Raw genomic sequence first — 21,511 nt, forward strand, 5'->3', positions numbered from 1 at the left:
GATGTTAATGCGGCTAAAAACATTCTGAAAAAAGCCCTAAGTACGGTCGGGCAGACCGGATCTTTAAAGCTTGGGGAGTTTGCACCTCTTTTAATGTTGGATGATTCCTGCGTTGGAAAGTGCGATCCGTGAACCAAGAATCCCCGTCATTTATGGCGGGGAGTGTCAACCTTTAATTCAGGAGTTGGTGTTGACGCAGAAATTCCTGAATGGTTTGAGAAATTTGACTTTCTTCGGTTGCGTTAAATTGTCCGTGTCCGGCATTGGGAAGAGTTAATAATTGATTGTCAACTCCAGCTTGATCTAAAGCTTGATGAAGTCGCACCGCATGGGAGTAGGGAACAACAGTATCCGCATCACCATGAATCGTTAAAATCGGGGGGAGATTGGGTTTAATATAATGAAGTGGAGAAACGCGATCGGCAATTTCCAGTTTATCCGGTTGATTCCCGAACCAGGTTACAGCATAATCTCGAGTATTTGAACCGATGATTAAATCTCTGACATCCGTAATTCCGTACCAATTAATAATCGCTGCAACTTTGAGTTGTTCTTCTGGCTGACCGGGTAAATTCCATTCGGTAGACGCCGGAATCAGTCCAGTCGTTAAAGCCAGATGACCACCAGCAGATTCTCCAGCTAAGATCATTTTATCGGTGTCGAAATTATACTTTTCCCCATGACGAATCACCCAACCCAACGCACAGAGACAATCTTCAACAGCAGCAGGGGCTAAAGCAATATTAGCCAGTCGATACTCTATATTAACGACAGATAACCCCATCTCTAAAAAAGGAATCAGTTTGCTAACTTGTGATTCCTTTTCTCCCCCTACCCATCCTCCCCCATGAATAAAGATGACGGTAGGATGGGGTTGGGAAATTTTGCGTTGATAGACATCCAGTTTTAGGGGATAGCCGTTAACGGTTAGATAGGTAATATTGAGATGGGTATTGTACTGATTTAACAGTTTTGTCATTGCTAAAGCTGAACCTGCTCGTTTTCCCCAGACTTGTTTGAGAAACCTTGTAAAGGCAAGAGGGTAAGGGAGGGATGGGGACATGGAAACGGATATTGTAACGGATGGGTTAACTTTAGGTGGTTGGATAGATCGGGGGTGAGTATAGTTTCAGATAATCTATCCGTTTTGATCTTAGCATGGGTTTAATTATCTCAGCCCCAATTTAATCCGTTACCAGTGGGGTTGTTTGGGTTGATGGTTTTGGAAACGGATAGGGTAACGGATGAGGAGGTTGAGTTATTTTCTATTAAATCACGTTTTGGGGACTGTCTGAGGTTAGAGATTTGATGAAGGCAGCAACATTTGAAAGATAACGCTAAGATGATTAAGGATTATTCCTGGGATTCTCTATGTTCGACTCGGCTAACCTGATGCCTGATCAAACTCATCAGTCCCTCAACGGCTATTCGTTGAACTCAGCCTCTGAAAATACCATTCGCATTCGAGGAGCCAGACAGCACAACCTGAAAAATATTGATCTGGAATTGCCTCGCGATCGCTTAATTGTGTTTACCGGGGTGTCAGGTTCAGGGAAGTCTTCTTTGGCGTTTGATACGATTTTTGCTGAAGGTCAACGCCGCTATGTCGAATCATTGAGCGCCTACGCCCGTCAATTCCTCGGACAGTTGGATAAACCCGATGTTGATGCCATTGAAGGCTTGAGTCCAGCTATTTCCATTGACCAAAAATCAACATCCCATAATCCCAGGTCTACCGTCGGGACGGTGACGGAGATTTATGATTACCTCAGATTACTCTTTGGACGAGCCGGAGAACCTCATTGTCCGGTTTGCGATCGCAATATTGCCCCCCAAACCATTGATCAAATGTGCGATCGCATTCTTGAACTGCCAGACCGCACCAAGTTCCATATTCTCGCCCCTGTTGTCCGAGGGAAAAAGGGGACTCATCGTAAGCTTCTTTCCAGTTTAGCCTCGGAAGGATTTGTTCGCGTGAGGGTAAATGGAGAGGTTTTTGAACTGTCTGATTTGCCCGACTTAGATAAAAATTATACACATAGCATCGAAATCGTTATTGACCGCCTGATTAAAAAGCCAGGTATAGAGGAACGTGTAGCCGACTCCATGGGAACCTGCCTTCGGTATTCACGGGGTATTGCGATTATTGATGTGTTAGATGATACATCGGGCAAGGTATCCGCGTCGCGAGTTGATAGTAAGTATAACCCAACTGACGAAAAAATAGCAAGATCTGGGATGGAATTTAAAGCCGAAAATGGGGAGAATTCCTATCAGCATCACCCTTTACCAGAAGTGGGAAAAACCGCTTTATCTCAACTGATCTTTTCCGAAAACTTCGCCTGTCCCGAACATGGGGCAGTGATGGAAGAACTATCGCCCCGTCTATTTTCCTTTAACTCCCCCTATGGAGCCTGTCCGACTTGTCATGGGTTAGGACATCTCCGCACCTTTTCCCCGGAGCTGGTCGTGCCTGACCCGGAAGCGCCGCTTTATAGTGCGATCGCCCCTTGGTCGGAAAAAGACGATTCCTACTATTTTTCGTTGCTCTATAGTGTCGGTCAGGCGTTTGGGTTTGATATCAACACCCCTTGGAAAAATCTCACCCAAAAACAGCAACAGATTGTTTTATACGGCTCAGAAGAACCAATTTGGATTGAAACCGATTCTCGCTATCGAGAACGACAGGGATATGAACGCCCCTATCCGGGTGTAATTCCTCTGTTACAACGACAATATGATGAAAGTAGTTCGGAGTTACAAAAGCAAAAATTAGAACAATATTTAATCGATCAAGCTTGCGAAACTTGTCGGGGAAAACGACTCAAACCGGAAGCATTGGCGGTGAAATTAGGGCAGTATTCGATTACTGATTTAACAGAAGTTTCCATTCGAGAATGTTTGCAGCGTATTCAGCAGTTAAAGCTGAGTGAAAGACAAGCGCAAATTGCTGATTTAGTTCTGCGGGAAATACGCGCCCGGTTGCAGTTTTTACTCGATGTCGGGTTAGATTATTTAACCTTGGCAAGAACCGCTTCTTCCTTGTCGGGAGGAGAAGCCCAACGCATTCGATTAGCGACTCAAATTGGTTCCGGTTTAACGGGGGTTTTGTATGTCTTAGATGAACCGAGTATTGGGTTACATCAACGAGATAACGGAAGACTGTTGAAAACGTTAATGAAATTGCGAGATTTAGGCAATACATTAATTGTGGTCGAACATGACGAAGAAACCATTCGCGCTGCCGATTTTTTAGTCGATATCGGGCCGGGTGCAGGTTTACATGGCGGTGAAATTGTCGCTCTTGGAAAATTAGACAATATTTTAACCAGTGAAACCTCTTTAACAGGCGCTTATTTATCAGGAAGATGCAAAATAGAAACACCTCCGCAACGTCGTCCGGGAAATGGGCGATCATTAGTTCTCAAAGATGCTCACCGAAATAACCTCAAACATCTCAATGTTGAACTGCCACTCGGAAAATTAGTCTGTATTACCGGAGTGTCCGGTTCAGGAAAATCAACATTAATTAATGAGTTACTTTATCCGGCTTTACAACATCATTTTAGTCGGAAAGTTCCCTTTCCCCAAGACTTAAAAAAATTAACGGGGTTAGATGCCTTAGATAAAGTGATTGTGATCGATCAATCTCCCATTGGTCGGACACCCCGTTCTAATACAGCAACTTATACAGGCCTGTTTGATATCCTGCGGGCGACCTTTGCAGAAACCATAGAAGCCAAAGCCAGAGGATATAAACCCGGACGATTTTCATTTAACGTAAAAGGAGGACGATGTGAAGCCTGTAACGGACAGGGCGTTAATGTGATTGAGATGAACTTTTTACCCGATGTTTATGTCCAATGCGAAGTCTGTAAAGGGGCGAGATATAACCGCGAAACACTACAAGTCAAATATAAAGGATATTCTATTGCTGATGTTTTAAATATGACCGTTGAAGAAGCATTAAGCGTATTTGAAAATATTCCCAAAGCAGCCACTCGTTTACAAACGTTGATAGATGTTGGATTAGGATATGTCAAATTAGGTCAACCTGCACCAACGCTATCAGGAGGAGAAGCCCAACGGGTAAAATTAGCCTCAGAATTGTCAAAACGGGCGACGGGAAAAACGTTATATTTAATAGATGAACCGACAACCGGACTATCGTTTTATGATGTTCATCAGTTGTTGAATGTTTTACAACGGTTGGTGGATAAAGGCAACTCAATGATTGTGATTGAACACAATTTAGATGTGATTCGGTGTGCGGATTGGGTGATTGATTTAGGACCAGAAGGGGGCGATAAAGGCGGAGAAATTGTTGCAGAAGGAACCCCGGAAGCCGTAGCGAAAAATCAGCGATCGCATACCGGGGAGTATTTAAAAGAAGTTCTCAAACAATATCCCCCTGTGAAAGTAGAATCAGGTACAATTTAGCGCCCACCAGGAAATCAATTTCCTGGCTAATACTTGAAGTCAGTTAAAACTGACTGGAGAATTGAATTAAAAATAGTCCTCTTAAGAGGACTTGGGTTTTGAGACCGAGATTTCAATCTCAGGCTAACTAACTAACGGGTTGGGATTTTCAGGCTGAGGTGTTGAGACAGAACTCACCAGGAAATCAATTTCCTGGCTAATACTTGAAGTCAGTTAAAACTGACTGGAGAATTTGATTAAATTTGAGTCCTATATGCGAGGACTTGGCGTTTTAGACAGAGATTTCAATCTCTGGCTGTCTGGCTGTCTGTGGCTGTCTGTGGCTGTCTCTCTCTGACTAACGGGTTTAGATTTTCAGGCTGAGGTGTTGAGACAGAACTCACCAGGAAATCAATTTCCTGGCTAATAATTGAAGTCAGTTGAAACTGACTAGAGAATTTGATTAAATTTGAGTCCTCTGAAGAGGACTTGGCGTTTTAGACAGAGATTTCAATCTCTGGCTGACTGGAGAATTTCATCAAATTTTAGTCCTCTTAAGAGGACTTTGGCGTTTTAGACAGAGATTTCAATCTCTGGACTCTAGCAGGATTAACATTAGACAGATAAACGAGCCAAACAATTGACACAAACTCAACTCTACCGATATAATACCACTACGGTTGAAACCAAAACTAGATCTCCCTCAAACGACCTCAGCACAGAACAACACCAAAAAGCCCTAAAAAAATTGAACGCGCTATGCGCGAAAAGGGCAAAAAATTAAGTGCAAAGGGCTAAGTGCTAAAGGGCAAAGGAGAATCCTGGAACGCACAACACACGAAAACCACCGGAACTGTCGAAGTAGCTGCGCCGAAAAAGGTTGAAGTAGTGGTAGCGGTAGGCAGAACGGCAGAGCCTAGAATCGTAGCCGCGGGAGCCGCCCCGCAGCACCATCGTCGTATGATCATCCATATTTATTAAATTGATTAAATTATCAACATAATTTATATAACGATTATCGTTTACACTTTCATCCCAGACGCTACCATCTCTTGGAGCATTTTCATAGTTTTCATGCCAGGGGTCGGCGCACCATTCCCAAACATTGCCGTGCATATCGAACAAGCCGAAATTGTTGGCAACCTGGAAACTACCGACCGGGGTTATTTCTGGTTTAGCATAGGTATGACTTCTATAGTAGTAGAGGTTGGCGACATCAATTGAAATGGTTTCGCCAAAATGGAAGGGAGTTGTTGTTCCCGCTCGACAGGCATATTCCCATTGAGCCTCACTCGGTAAGCAATAGGATTTACCCGTGTGTTTGGAGAGCCTTGCACAGAACTCTACTGCATCATACCATGAAACTCGCTCAACGGGTCGATTTTCTCCTTGAAAATATGAGGGGTCGGGATCTAAATCTCGCTGAAGCTTGGGGAGAGAAGCCACCGCTTTCCATTGTGCCTCAGTTACGGGATATTTCCCCATGAAAAAGGAGTCAACGCTTACTCGATGTTGGGGTCTTTCGCTATAACAATAACGGCTTACTTCTTCACTCTCTGGAGAACCCATGATAAATTCACCTGCGGGGATTTTCACCATATCGAGGGTGACACCATTCCCCAAGTCTTCCGTGAAATATTCTGCTGACTTGCGTTGTCGTTGACTTTCTTTTCCAGTTTCATCCAGTGTGACCACATCAAACTCAAAGGTTAAAAGTTGCTGTTCCGAATTAGATTCTGGTTGTTGGTCTGTCATGGGATCGCCAGTGTATTGCTACTGTAACTATTCTAACTCGAGTTGGGCTATGTTTGGTCGTTCTATTAATTTATTTTCAGCGAAAAATACACCCACCAGGAAATCAATTTTCTGGCTAATAATTAAAATCAGTTGAAACTGACTCTGAAATTTAATGAAATTTAGTCCTCTTGAGAGGACTTTTGCTTTTGAGACAGAGATTTCAATCTCTGGACTTCTAGCAAGAGATAATAGACAGAGAGGGCGGGTTTATGTAGGTTGTTTATAGGAAACATAAATTTGTTCAGAACCCGCCCCTACAACAGTGGTCGGGAAAATAAATTTGTTGGGCGCAAGCAATAGCGCCCCTACGGGTTGAATTATTGAGAGGTTTTATCGACAGTTTTAACGGTTAAAACTTGCGGGGGCGTTGCATCGGGAGGATAACGAAAATCAACTCGAATGGTTCGTTTTTCTTGAGGTTTTAAGGTAACAGTTAACAAGGGTTCAACCTGTTGACCTCGACGTTGCCACAAATGAACATAGCGAGTTATGGTATTATTTTGTTCATCGAGATACTGTAAGCGCACTGTCCCCCGAAAATAGGGAAAATCCCAAGAAGGCTGACGAAACATTAACCCGCCTTGGGAAAGACGGTCTTCTTTATTGGGTGTTGCGAGGGTGACTGTAACGGTTTGCGGGGTATTGGTGGGGTTAAATAAGGGTAAATTCAAATCATAATGTAATCCATAATTTCCATGAGACTCATAGGCGGTATCGGGATAACGAACTAATAATTTCGCCGCTTGAACTTGTTTTGTTCCCAAGGTTCCCGCCCGGACTGTACTAATCACATAAGAGAACCCTTTTCCTGTTTCAGGAATGCTTAAAATATCTTCACCCTCATCGACTAAATTCGCCGCCCACAGCGAACCCTGTTGAACTCCCGCCACGCGACTGTAAATTAACTGACCGCCAATTTGATCGGGAGGGGTTGGCATTTTATCGCGAGGTTGTGCTAAAGTTTCCGTGTTGAGTAATTGTTGCCACTCAATTAAAGTCGGGGCAATCTCTCTACCGTCTTGGTGCTGCTTCGCGTACATGGCTAAACTGGCAACATAAACCCTAGCAGGGGAATTGGGTGTATCGCCCCGGCTATTTAATATCATAAAGGTAGAGCGGCCATTTACAGGACGTTCTAAACCTTTCACCGGAATGGGATGATTGAGTAACATTCGACTTTCCCCAGGCGGAATTACCAACTTTTCAGGAAAACCCGCTTGTCGAACCCCTCGTAAAACCGTATCTACTGCCCGAATACCTGGGCCTGAATAAATCTCACCATTAGGGTTTTCACTCAAAGGCGGTTTCTGTTTAAACGGTGCATCCGGTTCCATTAAATAACTCGCCGCCCCTAAAATATCGAGTGTTACTTTTTCTGTTCCGGGGTTATTAACAATTATCCCTAAATATAATGTTTTTGACTCCGGTGGGGTGTGAACAAAATGATGAGCAAACAGTTCAAATTTGCCGCTAAGGGGATAGTTTAAATGGGCTTCAGGAACCGCTTTTCCGTCTGTTGGAAAGGTGGAAAGTAAAATTCCTTCTTTTTTCACCCACTCGGGACTATTGCTGTTAAACATCAAAATCTCATCCACTTTTCCCGGTAACGCACGCACTTCACCGGGCTGAATAATCACTTCTGGTGTCGCCGCTTGTAAGGTTTCCGGTTGCGGTGACATTTTGAGAAATATCCCACAACCGCTACACAAGGTTAACGCTGCAACGAGAATAGAAATAGTCGGGTTTTTCATAGGTTCAGAACCGTTGGAAGTTGAGGAAAGCCATTGTTTTCTGTAAAATTTCCTTCCATCATATTATTGACGATTCCCGGATGATTTTTGAGCCTCTCCTGTAGGGTGCATCAGAAAATTAATTGAAGATTGTATAATCAACGTTTTCATACCCAAAATTATGTACAATGAGATTAATATTATTCGTGATATTGACGATTATATGATGTTCGTTCAACAATTAAAACGACGGTTTACTATTTCTGAATACCATCAAATGGCAGAAGTCGGAATTTTAACGCCAAGCGATCGCGTAGAATTGATTAACGGAGAAATTATCTCAATGTCGCCCATTGGAAAACGTCATGCAGCTTGTGTAAATCGGCTCAATCAGTTATTTTATCAGAAGTTAGGCGATCGCATTTTGATTAGTGTTCAAAATCCGATATTACTGAATAATTTATCCGAACCCCAACCCGATATTGCTTTATTACAACCCCGAACTGATTTTTATGCGTCAGGACATCCTCAAGCTTCTGATATTTTTCTCATTGTAGAAGTGGCAGATAGCAGTATAAACTATGATCAAGAGGTCAAAATTCCCCTTTATAGTTCCAGTGGAATAATAGAGGTTTGGTTGGTTGATTTGAATCAAAATCGTTTACAGGTTTATCAACAACCAACAGAGATAGGATATCAAATTATTCAACAATTTCAACCCGAAGATAGCCTATCTCCTCTGGCTTTTCCTGAAATTAACGTTAGAGTCAATGAGATGATTTTGTAATTAGATTTAGAAAATTTAAAAATTTAGGAGAAAAACACTCACGCGAAAGTCTGTAACAGGACTACAATAGAGGTTACACGATTTACGGGTATTAAAATTCTCTTACCCGATATTATTGTACTGTATTGACTTTTAGCGATTATGTCTTTTTCTCCTCAGTTTCTTAGCGGTTCAGAAATTCGGCAAACATTCCTTAACTTCTATGCCGAACGGGGTCATAAAATTCTGCCGAGCGCCTCTTTAGTCCCCGAAGATCCGACGGTACTGTTAACCATTGCGGGAATGTTGCCCTTTAAACCCATTTTCCTCGGACAACGCGCCCCTGAAGTGCCTCGCGCCACCACATCGCAAAAATGTATCCGCACCAACGACATCGAAAATGTAGGACGCACCGCCCGCCATCACACGTTTTTTGAGATGTTGGGCAATTTTAGCTTTGGAGATTATTTTAAATCACAAGCGATCGCCTGGGGTTGGGAATTATCAACCAAAGTGTTTGGTTTACCCGCCGAAAATCTAATTGTTAGCGTGTTTGAAGAAGATGACGAAGCCTTTGAAATATGGCGCGATGAAATTGGCATTCCCGCCCACCGCATCCAACGCATGGGAGAAGACGACAACTTTTGGAAGTCCGGCCCGACGGGTCCCTGCGGCCCTTGTTCTGAAATTTACTATGATTTTCATCCCGAACTTGGTGATGATAACATTGATTTAGAAGATGATAGCCGGTTTATCGAGTTTTATAACTTGGTTTTCATGCAATATAACCGGGATGCTGACGGCAATTTAACCCCGTTACAAAACAAGAATATTGACACGGGAATGGGGTTAGAACGGATGGCGCAAATTCTCCAAAGTGTTCCCAATAATTACGAAACTGACCTCATTTTTCCCATTATTAAAACTGCGGCGGATATTGCGGGAATTGATTACCTAAAAAGCGACAATAAAACTAAAGTTTCGCTGAAAGTAATTGGGGATCATGTTCGGGCGGTGGTTCATTTAATTACGGATGGAGTAACGGCGTCTAATATTGGTCGGGGTTACATTCTTAGACGGTTAATTCGTCGGGTGGTTCGGCATGGGCGGTTAATTGGAATTGAAGGAGAATTTACCCCCAAAGTTGCTGAAACGGCTATTGCTTTATCTGAGGATATTTATCCCCAAACTCGGGAACGAGAAGCGGTAATCAAAGCAGAATTACAACGGGAAGAAGAACGGTTCTTAGAAACCTTAGAACGAGGGGAAAAGCTGTTAGCGGAAGTTCTGGAAAAGAAACCCCAGAAAATATCGGGGAAAGATGCGTTTGTGTTGTATGATACTTATGGTTTTCCTTTAGAATTAACTCAAGAAATTGCCGAAGAAAATGGGTTAACGGTGGATGTTGATGGGTTTGAAACCGAGATGGAAGAACAACGGAATCGCTCTAAAGATGCCCATGAAACCATTGATTTAACCATTCAAGGCAGTTTGGATAAATTGGCAGAAACCATCCATCCTACGGCGTTTTTAGGTCACACTGAACCCGTTTCTGAAGCGGTGGTAAAAGCGATATTAGTTGAAGGAAAATCGGTGGAGTCGGCTGAGGCGGGAACAAAGGTGCAAATTGTTCTCGATCAAACGCCTTTTTATGCAGAGTCGGGCGGACAAATTGGCGATCGCGGTTTTCTCAGTTTTGGGGATACAGTGGTGCGGGTAGAAGATGTTCAAAAAGAGTCGAATATCTTCATTCATTTAGGCAAAGTTGAACGGGGAATATTAACGGTTGGGATGACAGTAAATGCCCAAATTGATCGGGCTTGTCGGCGTCGCGCCCAAGCTAATCATACCGCAACTCACCTATTACAAGCAGCGTTAAAATTAATTGTTGATCCGACTATTTCTCAAGCGGGTTCAATGGTATCCTTTGATCGCCTGCGGTTTGATTTTAATTGTCCCCGTCAGTTAACGCCCGAAGAACTTCAACAAGTCGAAGATCAGGTGAATAGTTGGATCGCAGAAGCACACCCGGCTGTGGTTGCAGAAATGCCTTTAGAAGAAGCAAAAGCCAAGGGTGCAACGGCGATGTTTGGGGAGAAATATTCTGATGTGGTACGGGTGGTTGACTATGTGGGAGTTTCGATGGAATTATGCGGCGGAACTCATGTTAATAATACGGCGGAAATTGGCTTGTTTAAAATAGTCACGGAGACGGGTATTGCATCCGGTATTCGTCGCATTGAAGCGGTGGCGGGACAGTCAGTTTTAGATTATCTCAAAGTGCGGGATAATGTGGTGAAAGAGTTGGGCGATCGCTTTAAAGCCAAGCCGGAAGAATTACCGGAACGGATCACGAATTTGCAAAATGAGTTAAAAGCAACTCAGAAACAATTAGATGCGGCGAAAGGGGAATTGGCGATCGCAAAATCGGATCAATTGCTAGCAGAAGCAGAAACAATTGGTGAGGTGAAAATACTGGTGGCGGAACTTCCTGGCGTCGATGCAGACTCGTTAAAAACGGCTGCGGAACGGTTACAACAAAAGTTAGGAGAAAGTGCGGTTGTATTAGGTTCATCGCCGGAAGAAGGGAAAGTCAGTTTAGTTGCTGCGTTTTCAAAAACGGTGAATAATAAGGGTTTACAAGCCGGAAAATTCATCGGAAATATCGCCAAAATTTGCGGCGGTGGCGGTGGCGGGCGTCCGAACTTTGCCCAAGCAGGGGGACGAGATGCGAGTAAGTTAGCAGAAGCGTTAGACAGTGCAAAAACTCAGTTAGTTGAGGGGTTGAAGTAGTTTGTGTTTGGTGGGCAATGCCCACCTTAAAGTTAAAATAGAATGAAGATATTAACAGATTATCAGGGTCGTTCCGTTAGACTTACAGAAGAACGGTTAACTCACATTTTGCAGCATCCTGAATTAGTAAATATGGAGGATGAAATTGAAATCACGCTGCAAAACCCAGAACAAGTTAGGCGATCGCGTACAGATGAAACCGTTCTCATCAGTTACCGCTATTATACAGGAACTCTCGTCGGAGATAAATGGTTATGTGTTGTTGTGAAATACCTTGAAAATGATGCTTTTGTTTTAACGGCTTATTTTACAGATCAGGTTAAAAAAGGAGAACAGTTATGGCCTCAACCGTAAAAATTTGGTACGACAAAGAAGGGGATTTTTTAGAAGTTCTTTTTTCGGATAAACCCGGATACATGAGAGAAACAGATAATGATGCCATTATGGAACGGGTTGATCAAGATGGAAATTTGTTGGGGTTTTCTGTGTTAGCGGTTAGTCGTCTTTCGGCTGATAAACCGTTAATTGCAGAGTTAATTGCTAGTGTTAAAAGCTGAAGAAATGCGAGTGAGTTAAATGAGGCGTTAGAATGAGTATGACACCCTACCCAACTTTAAAACAAGTTCAAGAGTTAATTCTCAAGTTACCTATTGCCGAGCAAATTGTTTTGCTTGAAGACTTAGAAGAAAGACTAGAAACCATGATTATAATGAACCTAGCAGAAACGGGTTTTCAAGAATGGAATGAACTAGAGGAAGATATTTCCACTAATCAACTGTTAGTGCAGAGTTAATTACTACTTTGAAAGAATTACGAAATGCTACTAAGTTAGTTGAGGAGTTGAAGTATTTCGTTAGGGTGGGCATTGCCCACCTTAATCTACTTTTCACATTAGCCCAGAAATTGATTCCGGGTGAGAAGTGTTTTAACTCTAACTGACAGAGGAAGCTTTACGAATTTCATCATCAATTGAATCGAGAGCATTGCGTATATCACGCTTCAAATCCTCTAGTTCTCCTTCAATTGAATTGCTGTTATCTCTCAAATGTTTTAAATAGGTTTTTATTTTTGTAATCCGTTTTAATGTGGTTCGGATTTGTTCGATTTGAGCTTCTACTGTTTTAGCATCTATGTCCGGTTTAGATGCACGCAAAGCTTCTAATTGTTTCCGAGCGATTAGAAAACGAATTGCTGTAACCATGTGTTCATGTGTCGTTGCAATCCAATTCCCATGTTCACATACTCCCACAGCCCAATCACCAATTTCTTTTCCTAACCCGGTCTCGTTACGACTCAAGTATATAGCAGCATTAGCCTGACGATACGACATTGCTTTAGTAAGTTGGTCAGATATTCTTTTACGTCCAAATCCTGCCGATCCCCGATCTCTTGCCTCAATGACTATTGATATCTCTGTGGCTGCATGAGAGTCTAAGGTAATTTTAACTAAGAAATCACCAGCCTGGTTGTCAACACCGACATAATGGACTTCAGCTCCAGCAACACTTGCCCATTGTTGTAACTTTTCCAAGACTTCTTCTTCATAAGTAAAACCTTTCAAAGTTGTTTGTTGTCGTGCTTCCTCTCTACCCTCTTCTCCTCGAACTTCTAACGCTAAATCTTTCATTTCTTTAGTCAAAGGATCAACAGCTTCCTTAACCACCTTTTTAACGACTTCAGCCAAGATTCCATCTTTAGTCGTCACCTGTTGCAAAGCCGATGTAAATGATCCTTGAACAGAGTCTTTGCGTGCAGGATCTAAGAGATTTTTAAGTTGTTCCAAGGCTTTACCAAGAGTCGATGTATTTCTTGATGGATCTATCTCTCGTGAAAGCAAATCTTGAACATCTTTAAGTTGACGGTGAATTGCTTCTGATACCTCACGAACTTGTTGTTTTACAGGAGCTAAAACCTGACCATTCTCAGTTCCCATTTTACCAATGAGTTCTTTTTGAACTGTTTCCGGTATCTCACCTACTGTTTTCTCTACTTCTGCAACTTTACTGTCTAATTGCTTCTCAACTGCTTCAGGTATTGTCTTCACCGCTTGCTCTACTTGTGTAATCAGAGTATCTATCTGACGCTTAACAAATTCTGTGTCTTGGGTAGTTTGAGTCCTCTCCAGACATAAAATCCCAATCTGAAATGCTTTAATACAAGCTTTTTCCCATTCCTCTTGGGGTAAACGCTGTAGATAGTCTACTGCTTCTTTATCGGATATTTCTAGATTACAAATGGAGATTCGGTTATCCGTAATTTCAATTCTGGAAAACTCACCCTTTTCAGGTTCTTGTTTTGAAGGATGAGGAGTCTGACCGTTTAAGGAAGACACGGTTTCGGAAGAGGTACTTACCATATTTAGAACCTAATTTTCATTGTTTCAATTAGGTTAACACAACTCCATGTGTTTGTATATTCTATTGTTTTATATGGAGTGTTATCGTTTACTTTAAGTCTAAAAAGTCCGATAACTTATAACAAAAAATCTTGAATTGTCCGTTAAATCAACAGGCCCAAAATCATCGGTAATTTCCTCGATAGATTGAATCTTCAACACCTGTATCATCGCTTTCCACTGACGAGGAGTTTGCGATCGCTTCCGTCTCCCCAGAAATTCAACGCTGATAGGTTCGCAGAGGAATTCCACACAACACAGCAAATTCAGCTTGAGACAGTTGGGTTCGTTCAAGCGTTGATTCAATAAATTGAGTGCATTCACAAGTTTAATATTAGCAAAAATGCGTTCACGAAGTGATCGGAGGCGATCGCCTTGACCTGTGGCATAATAAGAACTAGAGTTGATAAAAACCATTTTTATGAACGAAAAATTAGTTAATTCATTGGTAGAAATTATTAGTTCTCTCTCCGAACCAGAACGAAATCTACTTAATAAAAAACTTCTGGCAAAGCTTCAAGCGTCTGAACTTCGTTCAGAAAATTGGCAAGAGGAACCTTTTGTCGGGATGTGGAAAGATCGTCAGGATATCGAAGATAGTACCGCTTGGGTTCGTTCTATTCGTCATCAACACTGGACAGGAAAGGCCAAAAATACTGATTGATACTGATATTTTAATAGACGTTGCTCGTTCTGTTTAACCTTCTTCCCTATCCGTAATGATAGAATATTGCTAACATCAAACTTGGCGATCGCGTAGCGTCTCCCCCTGTTAATAATATGCCTTTGTGCCATAATTAAGTAAAAATAGATCGAGCCGGAAACGATGACGAATTCACTTCTCAACGAAATCCTGAGACTGAGTGTTTCAGAACGACTAGAACTAATAGAAATTATTTGGGATAGCCTGGCGACTACAGGAGATGAACCCGAATTAACAGACGCACAACGCCAAGAACTCGACTGTCGTCTAGAAGCTTACCAACAAAATCCCACATCGGGTTCAAGTTGGGAAGAAGTTAAACAACGAATTCAAAGCCGTCAATGAGTTATCCTATTATTATTCAGCCCGAAGCTGAACTTGATTTTGAGGATGCTTACTGTTGGTATGAACAGCACCGTCAAGGACTAGGTTCAGAGTTTATTCGTGCAGTTGATAACTGTTTTTCCTAAATTGCTGAAAATCCATTTGCTTATCCTCAAGTTTACAAGCAAACTCGTCGCATACTTGTTCGCAGATTTCCCTATGGAATATTTTATTTTATTAACAATAATACCATTTTTATTATCGCTTGCTTTCATACAAAACGCAACCCTAAAACCTGGCAAAAGCGCTTTTAACTTCATTCAAAGTCAACCCAAGAACCATAAAATGATAAACTAATATCGGTTAGCCTCCCAACATCTGTATGTCTCAACAAAACCCCCTACAAACTCCCCACAGTGGCTATCACTGGAATGGTAGCCAACATCGTTTTTTTGAAGGTTGGTACTTTCGCGTCACCCTACCCGAAGCGCGTCAAACCTTTGCGTTTATGTATTCAATTGAAGATCCCATAGGTGGACAGCTTTATAGTGGCGGAGGGGCGCAAATTTTAGGCCCTGATGATGGATATCTCTGTCGCACCTTTCCTGATGTTCAAACATTTTGGGCGTCTCCCCAGGCGTTAGAATTGGGTCACTGGGGTAAAACGGACTTAAATTCAACACCAGGATATCTTGAACCCCAACTTTTTAATCATCATATCCAACAAGGGTATCAAGTTACAACGACTTGGCATCAAGGTATTTTACATGATCCCGGAACTCAACAAACCTGTCGTTGGGAATATTCAACACAACCGATTTATGGTTGGGGAAATGTTGGTCAACCTCAACAGTCTACGGCGGGATGGTTATCTTTTCTCCCCATTTTTGAACCCGGTTGGCAAATCTTAATGGCGCATGGGTTAGCAACAGGTTGGATCGAATGGAATGGTACTCTTTATGAGTTTAACAATGCACCTGCTTATAGTGAGAAAAATTGGGGCGGGGCGTTTCCTCAAAAATGGTTTTGGGTCAATTGTAACTGTTTTGAAAACGAACCCGATTTAGCCCTAACCGCAGGCGGAGGAAGGCGGGGCGTGTTAACCTGGATGGAATCTGTTGGGATGATTGGGATTCATTATCGAGGAAAATTTTATGAATTTGTTCCCTGGAATTCTCAAGTTTCATGGCAAATTAAACCCTGGGGAGAATGGAAAATACAAGCCAAAAATTCACTGTTTCAAGTCACCTTAACCGCCACAACAAAAGAACCCGGAACCCCCTTACGCGCCCCGACTCAAGACGGATTAATTTTCTTTTGTCGAGATACCATGCAAGCTGAAATTCAGTTAGAATTAAAACAGGGTAATCAGGTGATTTTATTCGCTAAAAGTGATGTTTGTGGCGTAGAAGTCGGGGGTCATCCTTGGACTGACACTTGGGTGAATTAAAGGCAATTTCACCCGCTTAGGCAGAAAATAGGGAGATCATTTGTTAACATAGATAGAGTTAGCCAACGTGGGGCTGTGGCTCAGATGGATAGAGCAAGCGCCTCCTGAATATTCGGGCACCCTGAGAGGAAACTTCAGGCGTGAATGTGGTCAAACTCAAGGAAGCCTAAGTTCTGTTAGGATAAGGTAATCTTGAGCCAAGCTTTATCTCAGATGAAGATAAAGAAGGTGCAGAGACTCAACGGCCACCGCCTAAAGGCTTTTTAGCTGATGGTGAAGAAAGAGTCCAGAGAGTGGGGAAACTCACACCAATCTGAAGCGCTAGGTCGCCGGTTCAAGTCCGGCCAGTCCCGTAAATAACAATACCTTATTTGATCAAACTTTCAAGGTTTCACTCAAACGTTTCTGAAACCTTTATCTCCCAGTACCCAATACCCAGTACCCTAAGCTTCGGCGCAATCAAAATTATTGTATTCGTTGTTGGTCTGATATTAATGTATACTTTTGTGAAAATTGTCAATTGAGTTGATCGATCAAGCGAGTAAGTGAGGAGTAAGAAATGTACATCGTACAGATTGCCTCTGAATGCGCTCCCGTAATTAAAGCCGGAGGCTTGGGCGATGTGGTTTACGGACTCAGCCGAGAGTTAGAAATTCGGGGCCATAACGTAGAGATTATTCTACCGAAATATGACTGTATGCGGTATGACCACATCTGGGGACTGCACGAAGCCTATCGGGATTTATGGGTGCCTTGGTATGATGGCGCTATTGTTTGTGATGTTTATTGCGGTTGGGTACACGGACGGTTATGCTTCTTTATTGAACCTCGTTCGGAGGATAACTTCTTCAACCGAGGCTGTTATTATGGCTGTGATGATGACAATATGCGGTTTGCCTTTTTTAGTAAGGCAGCGTTAGAGTTTTTACTCCGCACGAATAAACGCCCAGATGTCATTCACTGCCATGACTGGCAAACTGGCTTAATCCCCGTGATGCTCTATGAGATTTACAAATATCATGGCATGGAGTATCAACGAGTTTGCTATACCATTCATAATTTTAAACACCAAGGAATCGCCGGAATCGATGCTCTTTGGGCGACAGGACTCAATAACGAAGCTTATTATTTTGATTATAGTCGTCTGCGAGACAATTTCAATCCCTTCGCGCTTAACTTTATGAAGGGTGGCATTGTTTACTCCAATTTTGTGACAACAGTTTCACCTCATCATGCTTGGGAAGCCCATCAAGGTGACTGTGGTTATGGTTTAGGGCATACATTGCATGAACACCAACAGAAGTTTAGCGGTATTCTCAATGGCATTGATTATAATGTCTGGAATCCCGAAACGGATGACTATATTCCCTTTAATTATAGTCCTGAAGATTTCGATACCAAAATCAAGAATTCAAAGGCTTTACGAGAAAAACTCTGGCTGCGTCATGTCAATCAACCGATTATCGCCTATATTGGTCGCTTAGACGATCAAAAAGGAGTTCATCTGGTTCATCATGCCATGTATTACGCCCTACACCGACAAGCTCAATTTGTGCTATTAGGTTCGGCAACAGAACGAGGAATTAACGATTGGTTCTGGCATGAAAAGAACTTCCTTAATAGTAACCCAGATTGTCACTTAGAAATCGGCTTTAACGAAGAACTTTCACACCTGATTTATGCTGGGGCCGATATGATTATTGTCCCCAGTAACTATGAACCTTGCGGGTTAACTCAAATGATCGGCATGAGATACGGAACCGTGCCAATTGTGCGAGGTGTGGGAGGGTTAGTCAGTACCGTATTTGACCGAGATTATGATGAAAATAAACCCGAAGAAAAACGCAATGGTTATGTTTTCTATCAAACCGATAATCAGGCCTTAGAATCAGCGATGGATCGGGCAATTGGTTTATGGCATCATTACCCGAAAGACTTCCGTCAGCTCGCCCTACAAGGCATGGAGTATGATTATTCTTGGCATAATCCCGGCCAAGATTATGTCGGGATTTATGACTATATTCGGCATAAATAGAAACGGATGATTTTATCGTTAAATTCGGGGGTGAAGAAAAATGACGAATAAAATTCTTGCCCTCGATTTTGGCGGTACCAAATTAGCTGCGGCTACTCTGATTTCTGGTCAACGACAATGGCACAATACCCGCCGTCAACTGTCTGGAAATTCTCCCACTGCCACGACTGATTTAGAAATCATGCGATCGCTGATTCAGGAGTTATTAGGCGATGAAAAACCCCTTGCAATTGGCGTCAGTTTTGGCGGGCCTGTTGATGCAAAAACGGGAATTGTTCGTTTATCTCATCATGTTTCAGGATGGGAAAATGTGCCTCTACGTGAGATTTTAGAAGCCGAATATAACGTTCCGGTTCGAGTCGATAATGATGCCAATGTTGCGGCTTTGGGAGAATACAAATTCGGCGCCGGACAAGGCTGTGAAAGTTTATTTTACATTACTGTCAGTACAGGTGTCGGAGGCGGTTGGATACTCAATGGTCGTCTTTGGCAAGGTTCCCAGGGAATGGCGGGGGAAATTGGTCATACCGTCGTACAACCAGACGGGCCATTATGTTTGTGTGGAAAACGCGGTTGTGTGGAAAGATTGGCGTCCGGGCCATATATTGCCCAACAAATTCGTCAAGGCTTAAATGAACAACCCGAAAAAGGGGAAATTATTCGCAATTTAGTTAATCATCAACTTGATAATATTACGGCCCAAATTGTTAGTCAAGCCGCAAACATCGGTGATGAACTTTGTCAAAACGCGATCAAATTAGCAGGATGGGCGATTGGGGTTGGTATTGGTAATGCGGCGAATTTTATCAATCCTCAACGGTTTATCTTGGGCGGTGGCGTAACGAAAGCAGGGGATTTATTTTGGCAGCAAGTTCGGCAAATTTCTCGCCAAACCGCGTTACCTGAAATTGATTTTGACATAGTTTCCGCCCAGTTAGGGGATGAAGCGCCTCTTTGGGGTGCCGTTGCATTGGCTGAAACAGCCTTTTACAGTTAACAGTATCACCCCATTGCTTGCCTTTTTTCATATTATAACATTAAACGATATAAAACTTCATCAATTTTTGCTAATTTATATCTGATAAAATTTTAATCAAATTATTCCAGAACTTGTTATTTTTTCTAGGAAAATAACAGAAATTCCGTATTTGTACGCTTGTAGAAACCCTGATCAATCGCTTAAAATTGAAGGAGTAGACAGAGATAAGCCTTGAGTTCAGGTTCAAACCAATCTAAGGAGAAACCATGCTGCTGTCACACGTATCTATCAAAAGTTCATCCTCAACAAAAAAGAAAAAAGCGGAATATGTGAGAAAGCTAGAACCCTATATTTGCCCTCAGTGTGAGGATCAACCCAATACTGATTCTAGCAAATCCTCTGAGAAGGAATGAATGGACTAAATTGCGATCGCTTGAGTCTTGCTTAATGTTATCACGGGTGTACTACTATTAGGCAAACTATCAATCAATGGTACACATCTACTCCTTAAATTTTCGAGAAGCCACTCCTCAAGATTGGCAAAAAATAATGGGTATTCATAACTCTAATGTTAGAGAACAGAATGCCTCAAATTGTCATGGCTTCCTTTTGGCTAAAACCACAGAAGAAGAGATTATAGAAAATATCAATAATCAGACTCTATATTTTGTGGCTGCTAATATTAGCGATGAAATTTTCGGATTTTTAGCGTTATCAAAACCCAAAATCAGCAATGAATTTTTTAATCAAATTATTTGGAAAGACGATTCTTGTCAGAATAAAATATTGAGTGATAGACATTTTTATATTAAAATCGTCGCCACTCACCCCAACCATCAGAGTAAAGGTGTTGCTCAATTTATGTATAAATCCCTGTATGAAAGCTTTCCCAATTCGTTCTTTTCAACCTTTATTGTTTCCAAACCTATTTTCAATCATCGTTCAATACTATTCCATGAAAAGCAAGGGTTTTACCTTGTAGGAACTCTTAAACGCTCATCATTCCTCGACTTAAAAAATTATGAAAGTGTTTTGATGGTCAAAGAAATATAACCCTGTTTTTATTTCAGGTCAGGGATTGAATAAAACCCGCTATACCTTTAATATTAGAGTTAATCAACCGCAAGGCTCTCCCGTACTTTTTCTGAGAATTTCCAATTGATAGGAGGTTTCTATGTCTATTTTAAAAGGAACTTGGACGAGTGAATACATCACTACAAATGGTGTAACCCTGCATTATGTTACCCAAGGTAACGGGCCATTGATGCTCATGTTGCATGGGTTTCCTGAGTTTTGGTATTCGTGGCGCCATCAAATTCCCGAATTTTCCCAAGATTATAAAGTTGTTGCTTTAGATCTACGTGGCTACAACGACAGTGATAAACCCAAAGATTTATCTGCTTATAGCATGAAAGAATTGATCCAAGATATTCGAGGGGTAATTATAGGCTTAGGATATGATCATTGTACCTTAGTGGCTCACGATTGGGGTGGGGCGATCGCTTGGAATGTTGCCTATACTTATCCGGAAATGGTTGATAAATTAATCGTGATGAATTTGCCCCATCCGGCGAAGTTTGCTCAGGGGTTATGGACGATTGATCAGTTACAAAAAAGCTGGTATATCTTTTTCTTTCAACTCCCTATTTTACCTGAGTTATTGTTACAATCCGATGATTATCGAGCGATTGCTTCTGCTTTTGTTAACATGGCAATTGACAAAAGTGCTTTTACTTCTAATGACTTAGAAATGTACAAAAATGCAGCCGCTAAACGAGGTGCGTTAACCGCGATGATCAACTATTATCGCAATGTTTTTCCCGCGTTTTTTAATCCCCCAGATCGACCACAATGGGGTTTATTAACGGTTCCGACCTTGATGATTTGGGGAGAAAATGATGCAGCTTTAGGTAAAGAATTAACCGAGGGAACGGAAGAATATGTACAGAATTTTCGGATTCGTTATATTCCTAACTGTAGCCATTGGGTACAACAAGAACGTCCTGAATTAGTGAATCAATATATGCGAGAATTTTTGAGTGATTAGGCTGAATATTTGAGTCTATTTTTAAAAGGGTGCTTGAAAAATTGCTGAGTTTTTAAGTAGAATTTCGGGGAAA

Annotated in this window: 19 protein-coding genes; 14 read left to right on the top strand and 5 right to left on the bottom strand. The window is 41.9% G+C overall.

Annotated features, from left to right (window positions below; all coding sequences use genetic code 11):
- Window positions 1–172: 172 nt before the first annotated feature.
- Window positions 173–1,063, bottom strand: coding sequence for an alpha/beta hydrolase (locus VB836_RS21075; RefSeq protein ID WP_323222263.1), 891 nt, complete (start codon window positions 1,061–1,063; stop codon window positions 173–175).
- 329 nt (window positions 1,064–1,392) lie between these two features.
- On the opposite strand from VB836_RS21075, the gene uvrA reads away from it, so the two are divergent.
- Entirely contained in the window at window positions 1,393–4,440 is a 3,048-nt protein-coding gene (uvrA, locus tag VB836_RS21080) for an excinuclease ABC subunit UvrA (protein WP_323222381.1), read from the top strand.
- Window positions 4,441–5,220: 780 nt separating this feature from the next.
- Here the strand turns inward: uvrA and VB836_RS21085 are convergent.
- The gene (locus tag VB836_RS21085) at window positions 5,221–6,174 is read right to left on the bottom strand and encodes a formylglycine-generating enzyme family protein (RefSeq protein ID WP_049560755.1); all 954 of its coding nucleotides are present in this window, start codon (window positions 6,172–6,174) and stop codon (window positions 5,221–5,223) included.
- A 359-nt stretch (window positions 6,175–6,533) separates the two neighbouring features.
- Entirely contained in the window at window positions 6,534–7,895 is a 1,362-nt protein-coding gene (locus VB836_RS21090) for a DUF3370 domain-containing protein (protein WP_323222383.1), read from the bottom strand.
- Window positions 7,896–8,172: 277 nt separating this feature from the next.
- Here VB836_RS21090 and VB836_RS21095 point away from each other — a divergent pair, with 277 nt between their 5' ends.
- The 5 genes from VB836_RS21095 (at window position 8,173) to VB836_RS21115 (ending at window position 12,298) form a co-directional block, all read left to right on the top strand.
- Window positions 8,173–8,733 carry a Uma2 family endonuclease gene (locus tag VB836_RS21095; RefSeq protein ID WP_407659721.1) on the top strand — a complete coding sequence of 187 codons (561 nt, stop codon included), beginning with the start codon at window positions 8,173–8,175 and terminating at the stop codon, window positions 8,731–8,733.
- A gap of 141 nt (window positions 8,734–8,874) precedes the next feature.
- A complete protein-coding gene (gene alaS, locus VB836_RS21100; protein WP_323222268.1) occupies window positions 8,875–11,505 on the top strand; it encodes an alanine--tRNA ligase in 2,631 nt (876 codons plus the stop codon).
- A 42-nt stretch (window positions 11,506–11,547) separates the two neighbouring features.
- Entirely contained in the window at window positions 11,548–11,859 is a 312-nt protein-coding gene (locus tag VB836_RS21105; protein WP_046280927.1) for a DUF4258 domain-containing protein, read from the top strand.
- A complete protein-coding gene (locus tag VB836_RS21110) occupies window positions 11,844–12,062 on the top strand; it encodes a DUF2283 domain-containing protein (protein ID WP_046280926.1) in 219 nt (72 codons plus the stop codon). The genes VB836_RS21105 and VB836_RS21110 overlap by 16 nt, the downstream gene beginning before the upstream one ends.
- Window positions 12,063–12,094: 32 nt before the next feature.
- A complete protein-coding gene (locus VB836_RS21115; RefSeq protein ID WP_200906312.1) occupies window positions 12,095–12,298 on the top strand; it encodes a hypothetical protein in 204 nt (67 codons plus the stop codon).
- 138 nt (window positions 12,299–12,436) lie between these two features.
- Here VB836_RS21115 and VB836_RS21120 read toward each other — a convergent pair whose 3' ends face one another.
- The gene (locus VB836_RS21120) at window positions 12,437–13,861 is read right to left on the bottom strand and encodes a hypothetical protein (RefSeq protein WP_046280924.1); all 1,425 of its coding nucleotides are present in this window, start codon (window positions 13,859–13,861) and stop codon (window positions 12,437–12,439) included.
- Between the two features lie 99 nt (window positions 13,862–13,960).
- Window positions 13,961–14,317 carry a hypothetical protein gene (locus VB836_RS21125; protein WP_046280923.1) on the bottom strand — a complete coding sequence of 119 codons (357 nt, stop codon included), beginning with the start codon at window positions 14,315–14,317 and terminating at the stop codon, window positions 13,961–13,963.
- A 4-nt stretch (window positions 14,318–14,321) separates the two neighbouring features.
- On the opposite strand from VB836_RS21125, the gene VB836_RS21130 reads away from it, so the two are divergent.
- The 8 genes from VB836_RS21130 (at window position 14,322) to VB836_RS21165 (ending at window position 21,438) form a co-directional block, all read left to right on the top strand.
- On the top strand, window positions 14,322–14,564 hold the full coding sequence (locus tag VB836_RS21130; protein WP_046280922.1) for a hypothetical protein: 243 nt from the start codon (window positions 14,322–14,324) through the stop codon (window positions 14,562–14,564).
- Between the two features lie 162 nt (window positions 14,565–14,726).
- Window positions 14,727–14,948, top strand: coding sequence for an addiction module protein (locus VB836_RS21135; RefSeq protein ID WP_046280921.1), 222 nt, complete (start codon window positions 14,727–14,729; stop codon window positions 14,946–14,948).
- The gene (locus VB836_RS21140) at window positions 14,945–15,073 is read left to right on the top strand and encodes a hypothetical protein (RefSeq protein WP_281062894.1); all 129 of its coding nucleotides are present in this window, start codon (window positions 14,945–14,947) and stop codon (window positions 15,071–15,073) included. Before VB836_RS21135 ends, VB836_RS21140 begins: the two co-directional genes overlap by 4 nt.
- Window positions 15,074–15,309: 236 nt before the next feature.
- Window positions 15,310–16,377: a tocopherol cyclase family protein gene (locus VB836_RS21145; RefSeq protein ID WP_323222274.1), complete on the top strand. Its 1,068-nt coding sequence runs from the start codon at window positions 15,310–15,312 to the stop codon at window positions 16,375–16,377.
- A gap of 559 nt (window positions 16,378–16,936) precedes the next feature.
- A complete protein-coding gene (glgA, locus tag VB836_RS21150; RefSeq protein ID WP_323222276.1) occupies window positions 16,937–18,412 on the top strand; it encodes a glycogen synthase GlgA in 1,476 nt (491 codons plus the stop codon).
- 40 nt (window positions 18,413–18,452) lie between these two features.
- Window positions 18,453–19,409: an ROK family protein gene (locus tag VB836_RS21155; RefSeq protein ID WP_323222278.1), complete on the top strand. Its 957-nt coding sequence runs from the start codon at window positions 18,453–18,455 to the stop codon at window positions 19,407–19,409.
- 471 nt (window positions 19,410–19,880) lie between these two features.
- Window positions 19,881–20,444 (top strand): GNAT family N-acetyltransferase, encoded by a 564-nt coding sequence (locus VB836_RS21160; RefSeq protein WP_323222280.1) that lies wholly within the window; start codon window positions 19,881–19,883, stop codon window positions 20,442–20,444.
- Between the two features lie 121 nt (window positions 20,445–20,565).
- The gene (locus VB836_RS21165) at window positions 20,566–21,438 is read left to right on the top strand and encodes an alpha/beta fold hydrolase (protein WP_323222282.1); all 873 of its coding nucleotides are present in this window, start codon (window positions 20,566–20,568) and stop codon (window positions 21,436–21,438) included.
- Window positions 21,439–21,511 lie beyond the last annotated feature (73 nt).

This window comes from Limnoraphis robusta BA-68 BA1, from assembly GCF_034932365.1.
GTDB classification, from domain to species: domain Bacteria; phylum Cyanobacteriota; class Cyanobacteriia; order Cyanobacteriales; family Microcoleaceae; genus Capilliphycus; species Capilliphycus robustus.